This window comes from Neisseria maigaei (assembly GCF_958267405.1).
GTDB lineage: Bacteria > Pseudomonadota > Gammaproteobacteria > Burkholderiales > Neisseriaceae > Neisseria > Neisseria bergeri.
The window spans coordinates 18051-33954 of the sequence record NZ_CATQFT010000062.1 but is presented as its reverse complement, the minus strand read 5'-3'; the positions used below and the strand labels follow the sequence as shown (position 1 = coordinate 33954).

Sequence of the window (15904 nt, the reverse complement as noted above, 5' to 3'; positions counted from 1 at the left end):
TTCAGACGGCATACGGACGGTAAGTGTTGTGAAAATGCCGTTGTCGGCGGCGGATTGTTTGCTGTGGCGAAAAATGTTATCTTTCAAATGATAACCTTTATCAGAAAACTATGGAAAAAGCAGAACATTTGAACAGCAGCCGGTTCGTTAGCCTGGCGAACGACGGGGGCGGAGATTATGTGGAAGGCGGCTACCGTTTCGATACTTTGTCCAACGGCATTTCCATCCACGGCGGTACGGTAACGGCACGGTGCGATTTTTGCAGCAGCCGCCTCGCCGAACCTTATGTGTCGTTCGTACTTTTGCTGGAAGGCTCTTTGGACTTCGGCATCAACCGCCGCCGTTTTCAAATCGATGCGGACTGCGGCAAGATCGTTCTGATTGCTGTCGGGGAAGAAGTCCTGTTCAGCCGCTATCTTTATCGCGGCGGCAAAACGGTCAAAATGACCATTAAAGGTATGGAACAATGGCTGCTGCGCCCGGAATACGCGCGTTTCGCCCCCCTGCTTTACCGCGAGCCGGTCAGGATATGGGATTTGCCCCCAAACCTGCGCGGCTTAGCGGCATCCTGCCTGCAAGCTGTCCCAAAGGGGCATTTGGGCGAAACATTGCGCCGCGAGGCGGACGTTTTACGGATGCTGTCGGATTTGTGGGACATGGTTTCAGACGGCATTGGGACGGCGGCGGGAGAAACGGCGGAAGCAGACGCTATGCCGTCTGAAGACTTCAGCCGCACCCTGAATGCCGCGTTCGACGGCGGCGCACACCAAGTCAACCGGCTGACAGACGCGCTGAACATCAGCGAAAGGACGCTGCAACGCCGTATGCGCGGCCATTTCGGCATTACGGCAAGCGAGTGGCTGCACCACAAACAAATGCAGCACGCGCTCTACCTGTTGCAAAACGGGGGTAAAAGCGTGGGCGAAACCGCGTATTTGTGCGGCTACCGCCACGTTTCCAGCTTTACTCAGGCATTCAGGCAATATTTCGGCAGCACGCCGGCGGAAACCAAAAAAGAAAACCGGTAAGCCGCATTTGATTTGAAACCTGAAATCCGCGTGTAAAGAAACTTGTACGGCAATTTATTTGGGAATAAACTAAAACTACATCTGACTACAAAACTGGAGAACCCGAAATGAAACAATTGGCCATGTACATCAACGGTCGCTTTGAAAACGACTTCGACGGCGAATGGCGCGACGTATTGAACCCGTCCACCGAAGAGGCCATCGCCCGCGAACCCAAAGGCGGCAGGGCTGACGTTGACCGCGCCGTAGCGGCAGCGCGTGCGGCGCAACCGGCATGGGAGCGGCTGCCTGCGGTCGAACGCGGCGCGTATTTGCGCAAAATCGCCCAAGGCATACGCGGACGCGCCGACGAGCTGACCGACACCATCGTTGCCGAAGGCGGCAAAACCAAAGACTTGGCGCGCGTGGAAGTCATGTTCACCGCCGACTATCTCGATTACCAAGCCGAATGGGCGCGCCGTTATGAAGGCGAAATCATCCAAAGCGACCGCCCGCGCGAAAATATTTTATTGTTCAAACGTCCGCTGGGCGTAATCGCCGGCATTTTGCCGTGGAACTTCCCCTTCTTCCTGATTGCCCGCAAAATGGGCCCCGCCTTGGTAACGGGCAACACTATCGTCGTCAAACCCAGCAGCGTCACCCCGATCAACTGCCACATCTTCGCCGAAATCGTCGATGCGGTCGGACTGCCCGCAGGCGTGTTCAACGTGGTGAACGGTCCGGGTGCGGAAATCGGCAATGCCTTGTCCGCCCATCCGCAAGTCGATATGGTCAGCCTGACCGGTTCCGTTGAAGCGGGCCGCCAAGTGATGGAAGCCGCTTCCGCCAACATCACCAAAGTTTCGTTGGAACTCGGCGGCAAAGCCCCCGCCATCGTTTTGAAAGACGCGGATTTGGATTTGGCGGTGAAATCCATCTTGGCTTCGCGCGTCGGCAACACCGGTCAAATCTGCAACTGCGCCGAGCGCGTCTATGTCCACAGCAGCCTGAAAGACGCGTTCATTGAAAAAATGACCGCCGCCATGAAAGGCGTGCGCTACGGCAACCCTGCCGAAGCCGAAGCAGGCGCGCTGGAAATGGGCCCGCTGATTGAAGAACGCGCCGTCAAAGCCGTTGCCGAAAAAGTGGAACGGGCAGTCAAACAAGGTGCGAAACTGGTTTGCGGCGGCAAACGCGCCGAAAGACGCGGTTATTTCTTCGAGCCTACCCTGCTGACCGACACCGACAACAGTATGGACATTATGAAAGAAGAAACCTTCGGCCCCGTTCTGCCCGTTTCCGCTTTCGACACGCTCGACCAAGTCATCGCCTTGGCTAACGATTGCGAGTTTGGTCTGACCAGTTCTGTTTATACGACTAATTTAAACGAAGCCTTCTACGTTACCCGCCGCCTGCAATTCGGCGAAACCTACATCAACCGCGAAAACTTTGAAGCCATGCAAGGCTTCCACGCAGGCTGGAAAAAATCCGGTATCGGCGGCGCGGACGGCAAACACGGTTTGGAAGAATATCTGCAAACCCAAGTCGTTTATCTGGAAACCGACATTTAATGCCGCTTTGAAACCCCGATAGAAAATGCCGTCTGAACCCGTTTTCGGGTTCAGACGGCATTTTTATTGCTTCACCGGCAATCAGTCATGACCGAGGTCGATGTTTTTATCTTTGTAGCGCGTATCGGGGACGAGGACGATTTTTTCATCCACTTTGCCGATGGCTTTCACGTCTTTGCCCGGGTAGTCCAACTGGTGCAGGAAGTAGCGGATACAGTTCAAACGGGCGCGTTTTTTGTCGTCCGAACGGATGATGACCCAAGGTGCGTCGCCGGTGTGGGTATGGAAGAACATGGCGTTTTTCGCTTCGGTGTAGTCGTCCCAACGGTCGAGCGACTGGATGTCCACGGGGGACAGTTTCCAGTGTTTCAGGGGGTCGTCGCGGCGGGAGATGAAGCGGCGCAGTTGTTCTTCGCGGGATACGGAGAACCAGAATTTGAACAGATGGATGCCGCTGGCGACGAGCATACGTTCCAATTCGGGTGTTTGGCGCATAAAGAGCATATATTCGTTGGGTTCGCAAAAGCCCATCACGCGTTCCACGCCGGCGCGGTTGTACCACGAGCGGTCGAAGAATACCATTTCGCCCGCAGTCGGCAGGTTTTGGATGTAGCGTTGGAAATACCATTGTCCGCGTTCGGTAGTGGTTGGTTTCTCCAATGCGACCACGCGCGCGCCGCGCGGGTTTAAATGTTCCATAAAGCGTTTGATCGTGCCGCCCTTGCCTGCCGCGTCGCGGCCTTCAAACAGGCTGACGATGCGCTGGCCGGAGTCTTTGACCCAGCTTTGCACTTTCAGCAATTCGATTTGCAGTTTGGCTTTTTCGGCTTCGTAGGCGGCGCGGCGCATACGTTTGCGGTAGGGGTAGTTTTCGGGCAGCGGGGCAGTGCCGGAATCTTCGGCAGAACCTTTGCCTTCGTGTTCCAAAACAGCTTTTTCAAATACTTGGAGCTGGTCTTGCTTTTCGCCCAATTCTACGTTTTCAAACGGTTGCAGCTGGTGGTCTGCCATAAAGGTCTCCTTATTGTATTTCAGGTTGGAAATCGAAATTTGTTTTCACAATTTTACACCTTCGCCCCCACTTTCTCTACATAAAATTACATTTTGCCGATATTTGCCGAATTGTCTGAAAATATGTGTAAAAAGAGCGTATAATCAAAACATTTACCCCGAATTGCTATGTCCTATTTCGCCCTGTTTGACGATGCCGTAAGCGGCCGCGCAAAACGCTATCAAAATCATGTAGAAAGCCGTTTTTTCGGTCCCGAAGAACTCGATGCTTTGGACGGCGCGCTGCAAAAGGGCTGGCAAAAAGGGTTGCATTCGGTGTTGTTTGCAGACTACGAATTCGGTTTGCCGCTGACGGGGGTTGAGTCCGAGCGCGGCGGCAACCTTGCCCTGCACTGGTTTGCCGACTGCGCCGACACCGATGCCGCAAGCTGGCTTGCCCGACACTCAGACGGCCTCCCCGCCGGCATTTCCACGCCGCAATCCTCCGTATCCGAAGCCGATTACCTCGACCATATCCGCCAAATCCACGAAGCCATCCGACGCGGCGACACCTATCAAATCAACTACACCACTCGCCTGCACCTGCAAGCCTACGGCAATCCCGTCAGCCTCTACCGCCGCCTGCGCCAGCCCGTCCCCTATGCCGTCTTGTCCCACCTGCCCGATGCGGAGGGGCAATCCGCGTGGACGCTGTGTTTCTCGCCCGAACTCTTCCTCAACATCGCTTCAGACGGCACCATCAGCACCGAACCGATGAAAGGCACCGCGCCGATTTTGGGCGACGGACAAGACGAACGCCGCGCCGCCGAGTTGCAAGCAGACCCGAAAAACCGCGCCGAAAACGTGATGATTGTCGATTTACTGCGCAACGACCTCGGTAAAATCGCCCAAACCGGCAAAGTATGCGTGCCCGAGCCGTTTAAAGTGTCGCGTTTCGGCAGCGTCTGGCAGATGACCAGCACCATCCAAGCCCAAGCCTTGCCGCACATTAGCGTCGCCGACATCCTCCGCGCCGCCTTCCCCTGCGGCAGCATCACCGGTGCGCCCAAAAAAATGAGTATGCAGATTATCGAAACACTCGAAACCGAAGCACGCGGACTTTATACGGGCAGCATCGGCTATTTGAACCCGTGTTCCGGCGGCTTGGGGTTTGAAGGCATATTCAACGTCGTTATCCGCACCCTGTCGCTCAAACCCGCTTCAAACCCGGCTTCAGACGGCATTGTTTCAGTCATCGGCGACCCGGATTCAAACGCGCAAGCCCGAACGGCAGGGCAAGGCGGGGCAACGCCGTATCCGTTTGAAGCCAATCCGCCGTATCGGGGCGTGTACGGGGTCGGTTCTGGCATCGTCATCGACAGCGACCCCGCCGCCGAATATCGGGAATGCGGCTGGAAAGCCCGATTCCTCAACGAATTGCGCCCCAATTTCGGCATTTTTGAAACCCTGCGCGCGGAAAACGGACGCTGCGCCCTGCTCGACCGCCACCTATGCCGTCTGAAAACCTCCGCCCAAGCCCTCAACCTGCCCCTGCCCGACGGCTGCGAAAATCAAATCAAACAATACATCGCGCGCTTGCCCGACGGCGCGTTCCGCATCAAAGCCCTGCTCGCTTCAGACGGCATCAGCCTGTCCCGCGCCGTTTTAAACCATTTGGCTGACAAACAGCGCGTCATCATTTCGCCGACCATCCTGCCCGCACAAAACTACCTGCGCCGCTTCAAAACCACACACCGCGCCCTCTTCGACCAAGCGTGGCAAACCGCCGAAACGCAAGGCGCGTTCGACAGCCTGTTTTTCAATTCAGACGGCATCCTGCTCGAAGGCGGCAGAAGCAACGTGTTCATCAAACATCGCGGACAATGGCTTACGCCCTCTTTAGATTTAGACATTTTAAACGGCATAATGCGCCAAGCCGTGTTGGACGAACCGCAAAAATATTTGCAAACAAATCAAGTGATCGAAACACACATCACACAAAAAACACTGCAAAAAGCCGAAGAAATCCGCCTCTCCAACGCCTTGCGCGGCGTATTTGCCGCCGCCCTTGCCTGAACGCGCAAAAATGCCGTCCGAACCTGCTGCTGCAAAGTTCGGACGGCATTATCCCACCATTCAAAACCGCCAATCCGCCGACACAAACACCTCACTGTTGCGACGTTTCGCATACGGCACATTACTTTCCGTCCTGCCGAAACGATAATTCAACGCCGGTACGATGCCTTTGTACGACAACTTGTCGTGGCTCAAAGCCAGCGAGACATTCCATTCGCGGTTGCGTTGCGCCTCTGTCGAGAAAGCCGCAACGCCCTTATAGTTGCGGCGGGCATAAGACGCGGAAACCCGGCTGTTCAAACCGCCCAACTGCCGCCACTCCTGCGCCCAGCCGGCATAAACACCGTTGCGCCGGTAGGCGGCATTATTAACCGCGCCGCCCACCGTTTCGCGTTTCGGCACAAACCGCGCAAACTGCCAGCCGCCGAACACGGTTGCCGATTCGCCCAAACGTTTTGCCGACGAAACATAAAACCCATCCTGCCTGCCGTTATTGTATTCCGCCCTATCCTGTTCGCGGTAGCGTTGGCGGTAATGTTCCAGCGCGACCGAAAATTGCCATCCCGGGTTTGGGCGGTAAGTATGGGACAGCTGCACACCCACCCCGTGCGCCAGCATATACGGCGGCAGGCGGCGGTTGTTTACCCGTTTTGTTTTCACATCAAAGCCGTCGCTGCCCGACAACTGCACCTGATAAAACGGCAAAATCCCCGCCGTCTGCCGCGCATTTTTATACTGCCAGCCCAAATAAGCCCTGCCGAACCCGTCGTCATAAGCTGATTTTTTACTGAAATAATAGCTTGTGCCGCCGATATTGGAACGGAACAACAAATAATGATTATCTGCCAACGCCGTCAGCTTTTCCGCCTCGATTTCATAATTCAACCCTGCCGCCCGTTCCGCCCTGCTGACACTGCATATCTGCCCGCTTCCGTTTTGCCGGCAATACTGCGGCGCGGCATTATTGGCATTTCTATTGACCGCCGGGCTGATGCCGCCCGAAAAACGCCAGCCCGTCAGCCTCTCCGTTTTTTTCCGGAAACGCCCCACATTTTCCAAAACCGGCGCCGGCAAATCCAATTTTGCCGCCTCCGCAAAATGCCTTTCTGCCGACTTCAGTCGGAAATCGTCAAACTCCGCCGCCGCCAAATCCAGCAAAATCCGCTCGTCTGCCGCATTTTCCCCGTGCAGTTCCCGATACCGCGCGACCGCCTCCGCCGGCCTTCCCGCCAATTTCGCCAGCAAAGCCCGCGCCCTGCCGTACAAAACCGCATCATAATCCGGCAGCTTGGCATACAAATCCGCCAACGAAGCAATCAAATCCGCCTGATTGCCGTTGAGCGCGTCGCGCAAACTATGTTCCAACATTTTCGGATGCGCCAACAAAAAATCCCCGTCAACCACACGCGGGGCATCATTTTCAACTTTCCAATCCGATTCTGCCCACTTATCCGACACCGACCGCTGCACCTGCAACAATGCCTTGTCATCCAAAATCGCGGGCGCATCCGCCCCATAGGCGGCAGAAACACCTGCCGCACACCAAACAACCAAAAAGCCGTATCTGAAATACAACATACCCTGTCATTTACCTTTCTGGCAAACACGCCGCCGAAGCACGTCAAACTATCCGAAAAACAGGCAGAAACCCGTGAAAACCGGCTTTGCCGTCTGAAAGCGGGCAGGCAAAAAACCGCCACCCGATTTTCAAAGGGCGGATTTCACATTTATAGCGGATTAACAAAAATCAGGACAAGGCGACGAAGCCGCAGACAGTACAAATAGTACGGAACCGATTTACTTGGTGCTTCAGCACCTTAGAGAATCGTTCTCTTTGAGCTGAGGCGAGGCAACGCCGTACCGGTTTTTGTTCATCCGCTATATTCCGCCATCTCTAAGATTTACAGCGATACACGGGTGATTTAAGGAATGCCCGAACCGTCATTCCCGCAACTTTTCGTCATTCCCGCAACTTTTCGTCATTCCTGCAACTTTTCGTCATTCCCGCGAAAGCGGGAATCTAGGATGCGGAATCTCAAGAAACCGTTTATCCGATAAGTTTCCACACCGATAGGGCTGGATTCCCGCCTGCGCGGGAATGACGATTCATAAGTTTCCCGAAATTCCAACATAACCGAAACCTGACAGTAACCGTAGCAACTGAACCGTCATTCCCACGGAAGTGGGAATCTAGAAATGAAAAGCAACAGGCATTTATCGGAAATAACTGAAACCGAACAGACTAGATTCCCGCCTGCGCGGGAATGACGGCAGTGCTTCCTTGGCTTAGTTTTATTTTAACCAACTACATAGCGGATTAACAAAAATCAGGACAAGGCGACGAAGCCGCAGACAGTACAAATAGTACGGAACCAATTCACTTTGTGCTTCAGCACCTTAGAGAATCGTTCTCTTTGAGCTAAGGCGAGGCAACGCCGTATCGGTTTTTGTTAATCCACTATAAAAAACAAAGGCAGAAACACGGCAGACAAACGCAGGCACGTCCGATTTCCGCGCCGCCCTATAAAACAGTTGACATCATATAACATTTAAACTAATAATCAAAACTATTCTTAACAACATCATCAAGATTGAGTATGCGATGAAATACAAAGCCCTGTCCTTACTGCCGCTTGCCGCCGCCCTTGCCGCCTGTGCCGGGGGGGGGGTAGCCGAACCGCACGTCCCCGTGTCCATCCCCACCGCCACGCCGCTGACCGCCGGCGAGGTAACGTTATCAAGCGATAACGGCAACATTGAAAACATCAACACCGCCGGCACCGGAAGCACATCCGGCATTTCCATTCAGCAGCGGGAAGTAGAAAAAGAACCTTTCCCCGACTACAAAATCAAAGAAACATCATTCATCTTCAAAACACCCGGTGGCGCGCAATACGCCCTTTCAACCTACGCCGACCCCATAATACCCCCCAGCAACGAAACCCCCGATTTCAAAATGCCCGACCGCCACGCCGGCCAGCGGCTTGCCGACGGCAGCCGCATCTTTATCTGTTGCAGCGAATCCGGGGCTAACGATTTCGCAGAAATCACCAAGCAGGATTATATGAAATTCGGGGCGTGGATAGGCCCCAACGGCAAAATCGACCTCTTCGCCGGCGGCTTCCCCGTCGGCAAAACGCCGGAGTCTGTCGGCAGCACCACACCCGAAACCAAAGGCAAAATCACTTATCAGGTTTGGGGCATCCGCGTCAGAAACGGGCAATTTGTTACCTCCTCTTATACGCCGCCCAAAGGCAGCATTTATTACGGTTATGAAAACACCCCCGTCCTTTCCTTTATTACCGCCAATTTCAACAGCAACAAACTGGCAGGCGAAATCCGCGGCAACAGCGATTACGGACCGGATGTGGAAATTAAAGACGCAATGATTGACGGTCTGAACTTTTCCGGCACTGCCACCTCCGGCGGCAAAACCGGCAACTTGGAAGGCAAGTTTTTTGGCAAATTCAACGGCTACCGCGACAGCGAAACCAGCATAGGCGGCAAAATCACTTTTCAAGACGACCGCTCCCTCGATACCGTATTCGGCGGCGTGAGTTATGAAAAAAAACCTAATGAAACCACTGATATGAGTACCGACCATCTCAAAAAATAATAATCAATCCACTTTTAAAAAAGGTTTTCTTATGCCCTTCCCCTTCAAGCCCGTATTGGCTGCCGCCTCCATCGCCCAAGCGTTTCCCGCCTTTGCGGCAGACCCCGCGCCGCAGTCCGCCCGAACGCTGAACGAAATCACCGTTACCGGCACGCACAAAACCCAAAAACTCGGCGAAGAAAAAATCCGCCGAAAAACCTTAGACAAGCTCTTGGTCAACGACGAACACGACCTGGTGCGCTACGACCCCGGCATTTCCGTCGTCGAAGGCGGCAGGGCGGGCTCCAACGGCTTTACCATACGCGGTGTCGACAAAGACCGCGTCGCCATCAACGTTGACGGGCTGGCGCAGGCGGAAAGCCGCTCTTCCGAAGCCTTCCAAGAATTGTTCGGCGCATACGGCAACTTCAACGCCAACCGCAATACTTCCGAGCCGGAAAACTTCTCGGAAGTAACCATCACCAAAGGCGCGGACTCGCTCAAATCCGGCAGCGGCGCATTGGGCGGTGCAGTCAATTACCAAACCAAATCCGCAAGCGATTATGTTTCCGAAGGCAAGCCCTACCATTTGGGGATAAAAGGCGGAAGCGTCGGCAAAAACAGCCAGAAGTTCAGCAGCATCACCGCCGCCGGCAGGCTCTTTGGTTTGGATGCCTTATTGGTTTATACCCGCCGCTTCGGCAAAGAAACCAAAAACCGCTCGACCGAGGGCGATGTCCCCATTAAAAACAAGGGATATGTTTTCGACCCAAACAAACCGTTCAGCAGTTACCAGGACTATGAAGCCGCAGGGGTTGCCCGCTCCCGCCCCGACCCGCAAGAATGGGTAAACAAAAGCACCCTGTTCAAGCTGGGCTACAATTTCAACGACCGCAACCGCATCGGCTGGATTTTTGAAGACTCGCGCACCGACCGTTTTACCAACGAGCTGTCTAATTTGTGGGTGGGTACAACTTACTCTCCCGCGACGGGTGACTACCGCCACCGCCAAGACGTGAGCTACCGCCGCCGCACCGGCGTCGAATACAAAAACGAGTTGGAACACGGCCCGTGGGACAGCCTCAAGCTGCGTTACGACAAACAACGCATCGATATGGACACCTGGACTTGGGACATCCCGAAAGATTACGATACAAAGGGCATCAACAGCGAGGTTTACCATTCGTTCCGCCACATCCGCCAAAACACCGCGCAATGGACTGCCGATTTTGAAAAACAACTCGACTTTTCCAAAGCCGTTTGGGCGGCGCAATACGGCTTGGGCGGCGGCAAGGGGGACAATGCCAACTTGAGTGACAGCTATGACGTAAAACTGTACGACCCCAAAATCCCCACTACCAGCGATACCAGAATCACGATGCTGATCGAAAACCGGTCGAAATATAAATTTGCCTATTGGAACAATGCGTTTCACTTGGGCGGCAACGACCGCTTCCGTCTGAACGCGGGCATACGCTACGACAAAAACAGCAGCAGCGCGAAAGACGATCCGAAATACCCCCAAGCCATCCGCATGCAGATTCCCCATTTGGGTTCGGAACGCGCGCACGCCGGCTTCAGCTACGGCACGGGATTTGACTGGCGGTTTACCAAGCATCTGCACTTGTTGGCAAAATACAGCACCGGCTTCCGCGCCCCGACTTCGGACGAAACCTGGCTCTTGTTCCCGCACCCCGATTTCTACCTGAAAGCCAATCCCGAACTGAAAGCCGAAAAAGCCAAAAACTGGGAATTGGGCCTGGCGGGCAGCGGCAAGGCGGGCAACTTCAAGCTCTCGGGCTTTAAAACCAAATACCGCGACTTTATCGAATTGACGTATATGGGCGGTTCGTCAAACGATAAAAACAATCCACGCTACGCCCCGCTTTCAAACGGCACGGCATTGGTCGGCACGCCCGTTTGGCAAAACCAAAACCGCACCGCCGCCTGGGTGAAAGGCATAGAGTTTAACGGCACTTGGAACCTCGACAGCATCGGGCTGCCCAAAGGGCTGCACACCGGCCTCAACGTCAGCTACATCAAGGGCAAGGCAACGCAAAACAACGGCAAAGAAACGCCCATCAACGCGCTTTCGCCGTGGACGGCGGTTTACAGCCTGGGCTATGACGCGCCTTCCAAACGCTGGGGCATCAACGCCTACGCCACGCGCACCGCCGCCAAAAAGCCGTCCGACACCGTCCACAGCAACGACGACTTGAACAACCCGTGGCCTTATGCCAAACACAGCAAGGCCTATACGCTGTTCGACCTTGCCGCCTACCTCAACATCGGCAAACAGGTTACGCTCCGCGCCGCCGCGTACAACATTACCAACAAGCAGTACTACACTTGGGAATCTTTACGCAGCATCCGCGAGTTCGGCACGGTCAACCGCGTTGACAACAAAACCCACGCCGGCATCCAACGCTTTACCTCGCCGGGCAGGAGCTACAATTTCACCATCGAAGCGAAGTTCTAAGCTCCTGATGTGCCAATGCCGTCTGAAACCCGATGATTTGGGTTTCAGACGGCATTTTTTACGGTCGCACCGCCGCCCCCTTTCAGGCTTGTACCAAGCCCAATCCCGCAACTCTCCATCATTCCCGCAACTCTCCGTCATTCCCACGGAAGTGGGAATCTAGAAACGCAAAGCTGCAAGAATTTATCGGAAATGACTGAAACTCAACGAACCTGGATTCCCGCCTTATATATTGCACCCCAGTTAAGGGAGTGTAAAAACTGATTGAAACCCCTTGACAAATTCGATTAACCGATATTTGAGAGGGGTCTAAAATGTCATTCCATCAGGAACTTCAAATAAACCAGACGGCAGACGCGAAGCGTCCGCCGCTTCCTTGTCTAAATAGTAACAACTGCATTGACACAGAAAACCCTAATCAAAACAACACCAAACAAACCCCCGCTTTTTACGAAAGATTCATCAAATCAGACCAAAATCTGAACGAGTTTTCTACCTCGTACAAAAAATCTTCACATGCCTTAGAACTGAACGTAAAACAGTTCATTGAAACGTTTGGAATCGAAAAATGCGGATTCCTGACCCTCACTTTCGCCGACGACGTGCAAGACGTTAAAGAGGCGAGCCGCCGCTTTCACAGCCTCCGTACAAACTTTCTTAAAAAGCATTTTGAAAACTATATTTGCGTATACGAACGCATGAAAAGCGGTCGTATACATTTTCATCTCATCGTCAACACACGCCAAGACATTCGCCGTGGTCTGAACTTCCGACAAATCCAAGCCCGTAATTACACAAGTGCCAACAAAAACCTGCGCCAACTATGGCAAGTCCTTCGGGAAAACATGGAAAAGTACGGTTTCGGGCGTTCCGAACTGCTGCCCGTCAAAACCAACAGCAAAGGACTTGCCCGATATGTCGGCAAGTACATTGCAAAACACATTAACAGCCGTCTGCCCGAAGACAAAGGCTACCGCCTTATCCGTACAACAATCGGCAAAAAACAATTGTGGAAGATTGCGACAAGCAATTTTTCGTTTGTATCGGAGGGTTCGCGCAAATGGCGCGAAAACCTCAAAAAGTGGGTTTATTGCATTGAGCCGCTGATTAAAGCGCATGTAGAACTTTTTTACGGAATTTCACTGAAACCCATGAACGAAGAGAACTACAACCGTATTCTGACGGATTTTGTCAGCCCGAAATGGGCGTATTACAACCGCGAAACCATTATCAATATGGCGTGAAACAGGAAACCGTTGATTGTGGTTCGGGGGCGCGGATGCCCGATTACCGCCCTTGCGAAGCAAGGTGCGAGCGGCGTTAAGCCGCGTGTGAGGGCACCGCCCCCCGCGCCCCCGAACCGTTGAATGAAAGAAGCCTGAACAGGAAGACAGGCGAAGCAGATTTTTAAACCGAAGTGAAAGGAAAAACATCATGTCTCAAGAAACAGAACGCCGACAAGGTATTTTCGTCATTGCCGCATTTGACCGCATGTTTACACGTGAACGCAAAAACCAAGACGGCACATTTACCAAGACGCATTATGTCGGATTGATTATACGTAGCGAAACTGAAACGCGCCTTTGCGAAGTTCGTACAAAACACCCTGAAAAATATGAAGGCTATAAACCTCAGCAAATCGTCTCTATGCAGGTTTTCCCCCGTGCATTCAAAGACAACATCTATTATTCAGACGAAGCATAACCAGTTAAAGCGGTTCGGCGGCTGCCGCTGTACAGACCCCAACCAAGCCGCCTTTTATTAACCTATCCGAAAGGAAAAAAATCATGAACATCATGAAAAAACTGAAGAATGCCGCAGTAGCGGCAACCCTCGCCGTAGCGTCAGCATCTGCAATGGCGGCTGACAATCAACTGTTGAACACAATCACAACCGAACTGGGTGGATTGAAAGAAGGCGTCGTAGCGATTGGCGTAATTGCCATCGGTATTGCCGTCGCATTCGCAACCATCCGTGTCGGCAAACGCGGCTCCGGTACTGTGGGCTAAGCAGCAAAGGGGCGAAAGCCCCTTTTTTAAGGTGTAGAAATGGGCTATCAGGTCGGCAGAATCTGTTATCGAACAGAAAAAGAAGCAACGGACGTTGTGATGAGTCAGGTCATACCGTCTTTTGATAAAGACGGAAATCTGAATATGCCGTTTTATAACGGCAGAAGCTGGATGTATGAGCATCAGAGGGTAAAGATGAGTTTCCCATATTGTGAGTACGGACAATATGCGTCATTCGGCGAATATACAGGACAGACCATTGCAGGCGCATCGGCAATAGTCTTTGTAATTATCGTGCTTTTAAAGGCAATTAAAACAATCTAGGTGTGTGATGAATGAACCCCGAAACCGAATTTTTAATAGCAGCAATTCCAGGCATGTTTGTAGCGTTGTCGTTGCTGCTTTTGGCATACAAACAGTAACCGTTCAATTTGCATTTGCAGACGTGGCGATGCCGCCCCCCGCGCAGCATCAAAACGCCTCGTTTCCAAGTGAGCAGGCGTTGCGGAACATGGGTTATAACCCTGATACAGGCGTTTGGCGCGTGAATGCGCAGAATGCGGGTAGAGCCGAAGTCAAGAAAGACGGAGGCACGATTACGGGCAGCCAGCCGAAGACCGTAACGGTAACGGGCGTTCACGGAGAGAAGGCGCAGATTGCCACGGTTCAGCGGCAGGATGTAAGTGTAAGCAAGCTTCAGACGGCATCAAATGGGATTGCGGTGGGTTTCGGGTTTGCTAATGGCATGAACTCGGCAGCACCACATGTTGAAAAGTTAGGTAGTGCAATCGCCAAAGGCGATTATAAAGATGCTGCATGGCAGGGCTTTAGTTCTGTATTTAAATTTGTAGACGGTTTTTTTTCAAGTCCAGGGCAATCAACGGCGGATTTAATAGGTAGGTTCGGGCAAGGCTACTTAGACGGCAAGCACGAAGTACACGCCGAAAAAACCGATAGGGAAGCAAACGCGGTTGCCGCCAAGAAAGCCGCAGCGAAGGCAAAAGCCGCCCAAGCCCAAGCCGAACGCGCAGGCGATTTCCGCGCAGCCGTAGCTAATGCAGCGGCAGCCAAGGCAGCAACAGCAGCCGCAGAAGCAGAGAGAGCCGAAGAACTCGCAAAAGAGCAACTCAAGCCCAAAAATGAAAACGGCAAAGTCTTAAAACCCTTTCTAATTCGTTTTAAAGAAGTAGGTTACAGATACGCAGCAAACGGAAACGGCGGCGAGGTACTTGAAGAAGAGAATAAATGGACAATTGCGTATTTAGAAAATAACGGAGGCGATCTTATTTATGGATATTTTTATGATCAAGAAAGATGGGGCGAAACTGTAAATATTAATGCTTATGGTCTTAAAACAACTTACAAATTTAAGTACAAAAACACTCCAAGATATATGTCGAACGGTGTTTACAAAGGTTATTATGGTATTGGCTTATCTGTAAAAGCTTACTCACCAGATTCCAAAGGCATAAAAATAGCACCTGACCCGAATCCCGAAGACTTCATGCTGAATCAGCAGGAAGTAGCGGGCATTCTGAACAGAATGCTTGAAGACCAAAACACCAACCATGCAGAGCTGATGAAACAGCTTGCCAAACTGGGCGGCGTGATAGACCAAGCCACAACCGCAAACAGCTTTGCCCCTGCAACAGCCTTATCAGCACCGTTCACGCCCGAAGGCTCGAACGTACCGCAACAGACCTTGTTCAAGCTGGACGACAAAGGCAATGTAACCGCAACCGCCATACCCCGCCCCGATTTGAAACCCAACAGCAGCCAAGCCCCAGCGCGGCAGACCGTCGCACCTGCCCCAACCGTTGGGCATAACAACGTAACACCTGCACCAAGCGAACAGAACGGGGAGCAGACCGCCCCAAACGGACAGCAGAACCGTCCCGAAACGGAAGCAGGCGGTAATCCCCCTGAAAACTATGATTACGAAGACTTAATAATCCCTGAAAGAACCATGGACCTAGGGAAATTAAAACCCGTTGACGCATTTGCAACAGACGGCGTTTGTCCGTCGGGCGTTAATGTTCAAATGGGCTTGCTTGGCACGATTGACGTGAACTATGACGAAGCATGCCGTATTTTAAGACTGCTTCGCCCGATTATCATTCTCGCCACGATGATAACTTGTTCAATGATGGCATATGCCGCCGTTAAGGAGCTTTGAC

12 protein-coding genes are annotated in these 15904 nt (G+C 52.9%); 10 read left to right on the top strand and 2 right to left on the bottom strand.

Going from position 1 to position 15904, the window contains the following annotated elements:
* Nucleotides 1-110 precede the first annotated feature (110 nt).
* Together Q3O06_RS10855 and aldA are read left to right on the top strand one after the other, a co-directional pair.
* Complete coding sequence (locus Q3O06_RS10855) at nucleotides 111-1028, top strand: helix-turn-helix transcriptional regulator (protein WP_301818878.1); 918 nt, start codon at nucleotides 111-113, stop codon at nucleotides 1026-1028.
* Between the two features lie 107 nt (nucleotides 1029-1135).
* On the top strand, nucleotides 1136-2578 hold the full coding sequence (gene aldA, locus Q3O06_RS10850) for an aldehyde dehydrogenase (protein ID WP_301818877.1): 1443 nt from the start codon (nucleotides 1136-1138) through the stop codon (nucleotides 2576-2578).
* 81 nt (nucleotides 2579-2659) lie between these two features.
* On the opposite strand, the gene ppk2 is transcribed toward aldA, so the two are convergent.
* Nucleotides 2660-3589: a polyphosphate kinase 2 gene (gene ppk2 / locus Q3O06_RS10845; protein WP_003711028.1), complete on the bottom strand. Its 930-nt coding sequence runs from the start codon at nucleotides 3587-3589 to the stop codon at nucleotides 2660-2662.
* A 168-nt stretch (nucleotides 3590-3757) separates the two neighbouring features.
* Between ppk2 and Q3O06_RS10840 the strand changes: the two genes are divergently transcribed.
* A complete protein-coding gene (locus Q3O06_RS10840) occupies nucleotides 3758-5644 on the top strand; it encodes a bifunctional chorismate-binding protein/class IV aminotransferase (RefSeq protein ID WP_301818875.1) in 1887 nt (628 codons plus the stop codon).
* 60 nt (nucleotides 5645-5704) lie between these two features.
* On the opposite strand, the gene Q3O06_RS10835 is transcribed toward Q3O06_RS10840, so the two are convergent.
* Nucleotides 5705-7222 carry a surface lipoprotein assembly modifier gene (locus Q3O06_RS10835; RefSeq protein ID WP_301818874.1) on the bottom strand — a complete coding sequence of 506 codons (1518 nt, stop codon included), beginning with the start codon at nucleotides 7220-7222 and terminating at the stop codon, nucleotides 5705-5707.
* A gap of 1024 nt (nucleotides 7223-8246) precedes the next feature.
* Here Q3O06_RS10835 and Q3O06_RS10830 point away from each other — a divergent pair.
* The 7 genes from Q3O06_RS10830 (at nucleotide 8247) to Q3O06_RS10800 (ending at nucleotide 15903) form a co-directional block, all read left to right on the top strand.
* Nucleotides 8247-9260 carry a Slam-dependent surface lipoprotein gene (locus tag Q3O06_RS10830; RefSeq protein ID WP_301818873.1) on the top strand — a complete coding sequence of 338 codons (1014 nt, stop codon included), beginning with the start codon at nucleotides 8247-8249 and terminating at the stop codon, nucleotides 9258-9260.
* A 31-nt stretch (nucleotides 9261-9291) separates the two neighbouring features.
* Nucleotides 9292-11718, top strand: a complete 2427-nt coding sequence (locus Q3O06_RS10825) for a TonB-dependent hemoglobin/transferrin/lactoferrin family receptor (RefSeq protein WP_301818872.1) — start codon at nucleotides 9292-9294, stop codon at nucleotides 11716-11718.
* A 314-nt stretch (nucleotides 11719-12032) separates the two neighbouring features.
* Nucleotides 12033-12962 carry a rolling circle replication-associated protein gene (locus Q3O06_RS10820; protein ID WP_301818871.1) on the top strand — a complete coding sequence of 310 codons (930 nt, stop codon included), beginning with the start codon at nucleotides 12033-12035 and terminating at the stop codon, nucleotides 12960-12962.
* A 190-nt stretch (nucleotides 12963-13152) separates the two neighbouring features.
* Entirely contained in the window at nucleotides 13153-13422 is a 270-nt protein-coding gene (locus tag Q3O06_RS10815) for a hypothetical protein (protein ID WP_065826236.1), read from the top strand.
* Between the two features lie 83 nt (nucleotides 13423-13505).
* Nucleotides 13506-13727 (top strand): hypothetical protein, encoded by a 222-nt coding sequence (locus Q3O06_RS10810; RefSeq protein WP_301818870.1) that lies wholly within the window; start codon nucleotides 13506-13508, stop codon nucleotides 13725-13727.
* A 39-nt stretch (nucleotides 13728-13766) separates the two neighbouring features.
* Nucleotides 13767-14051: a hypothetical protein gene (locus tag Q3O06_RS10805; protein WP_301818869.1), complete on the top strand. Its 285-nt coding sequence runs from the start codon at nucleotides 13767-13769 to the stop codon at nucleotides 14049-14051.
* 7 nt (nucleotides 14052-14058) lie between these two features.
* Nucleotides 14059-15903, top strand: a complete 1845-nt coding sequence (locus tag Q3O06_RS10800; RefSeq protein ID WP_301818868.1) for a virulence factor TspB C-terminal domain-related protein — start codon at nucleotides 14059-14061, stop codon at nucleotides 15901-15903.
* Nucleotide 15904 lies beyond the last annotated feature (1 nt).

What these genes read in the sequence shown, in the direction of transcription:
- Q3O06_RS10825 (WP_301818872.1), top strand. Translation starts at nt 9,292, where the DNA reads ATGCCCTTCCCCTTCAAGCCCGTATTGGCTGCCGCCTCCATCGCCCAA.
- Q3O06_RS10815 (WP_065826236.1), top strand. Translation starts at nt 13,153, where the DNA reads ATGTCTCAAGAAACAGAACGCCGACAAGGTATTTTCGTCATTGCCGCA.
- Q3O06_RS10820 (WP_301818871.1), top strand. Translation starts at nt 12,033, where the DNA reads ATGTCATTCCATCAGGAACTTCAAATAAACCAGACGGCAGACGCGAAG.
- Q3O06_RS10830 (WP_301818873.1), top strand. Translation starts at nt 8,247, where the DNA reads ATGAAATACAAAGCCCTGTCCTTACTGCCGCTTGCCGCCGCCCTTGCC.
- Q3O06_RS10840 (WP_301818875.1), top strand. Translation starts at nt 3,758, where the DNA reads ATGTCCTATTTCGCCCTGTTTGACGATGCCGTAAGCGGCCGCGCAAAA.
- Q3O06_RS10835 (WP_301818874.1), bottom strand. Translation starts at nt 7,222, where the DNA reads ATGTTGTATTTCAGATACGGCTTTTTGGTTGTTTGGTGTGCGGCAGGT.
- Q3O06_RS10855 (WP_301818878.1), top strand. Translation starts at nt 111, where the DNA reads ATGGAAAAAGCAGAACATTTGAACAGCAGCCGGTTCGTTAGCCTGGCG.
- aldA (WP_301818877.1), top strand. Translation starts at nt 1,136, where the DNA reads ATGAAACAATTGGCCATGTACATCAACGGTCGCTTTGAAAACGACTTC.
- ppk2 (WP_003711028.1), bottom strand. Translation starts at nt 3,589, where the DNA reads ATGGCAGACCACCAGCTGCAACCGTTTGAAAACGTAGAATTGGGCGAA.
- Q3O06_RS10800 (WP_301818868.1), top strand. Translation starts at nt 14,059, where the DNA reads ATGAATGAACCCCGAAACCGAATTTTTAATAGCAGCAATTCCAGGCAT.
- Q3O06_RS10805 (WP_301818869.1), top strand. Translation starts at nt 13,767, where the DNA reads ATGGGCTATCAGGTCGGCAGAATCTGTTATCGAACAGAAAAAGAAGCA.
- Q3O06_RS10810 (WP_301818870.1), top strand. Translation starts at nt 13,506, where the DNA reads ATGAACATCATGAAAAAACTGAAGAATGCCGCAGTAGCGGCAACCCTC.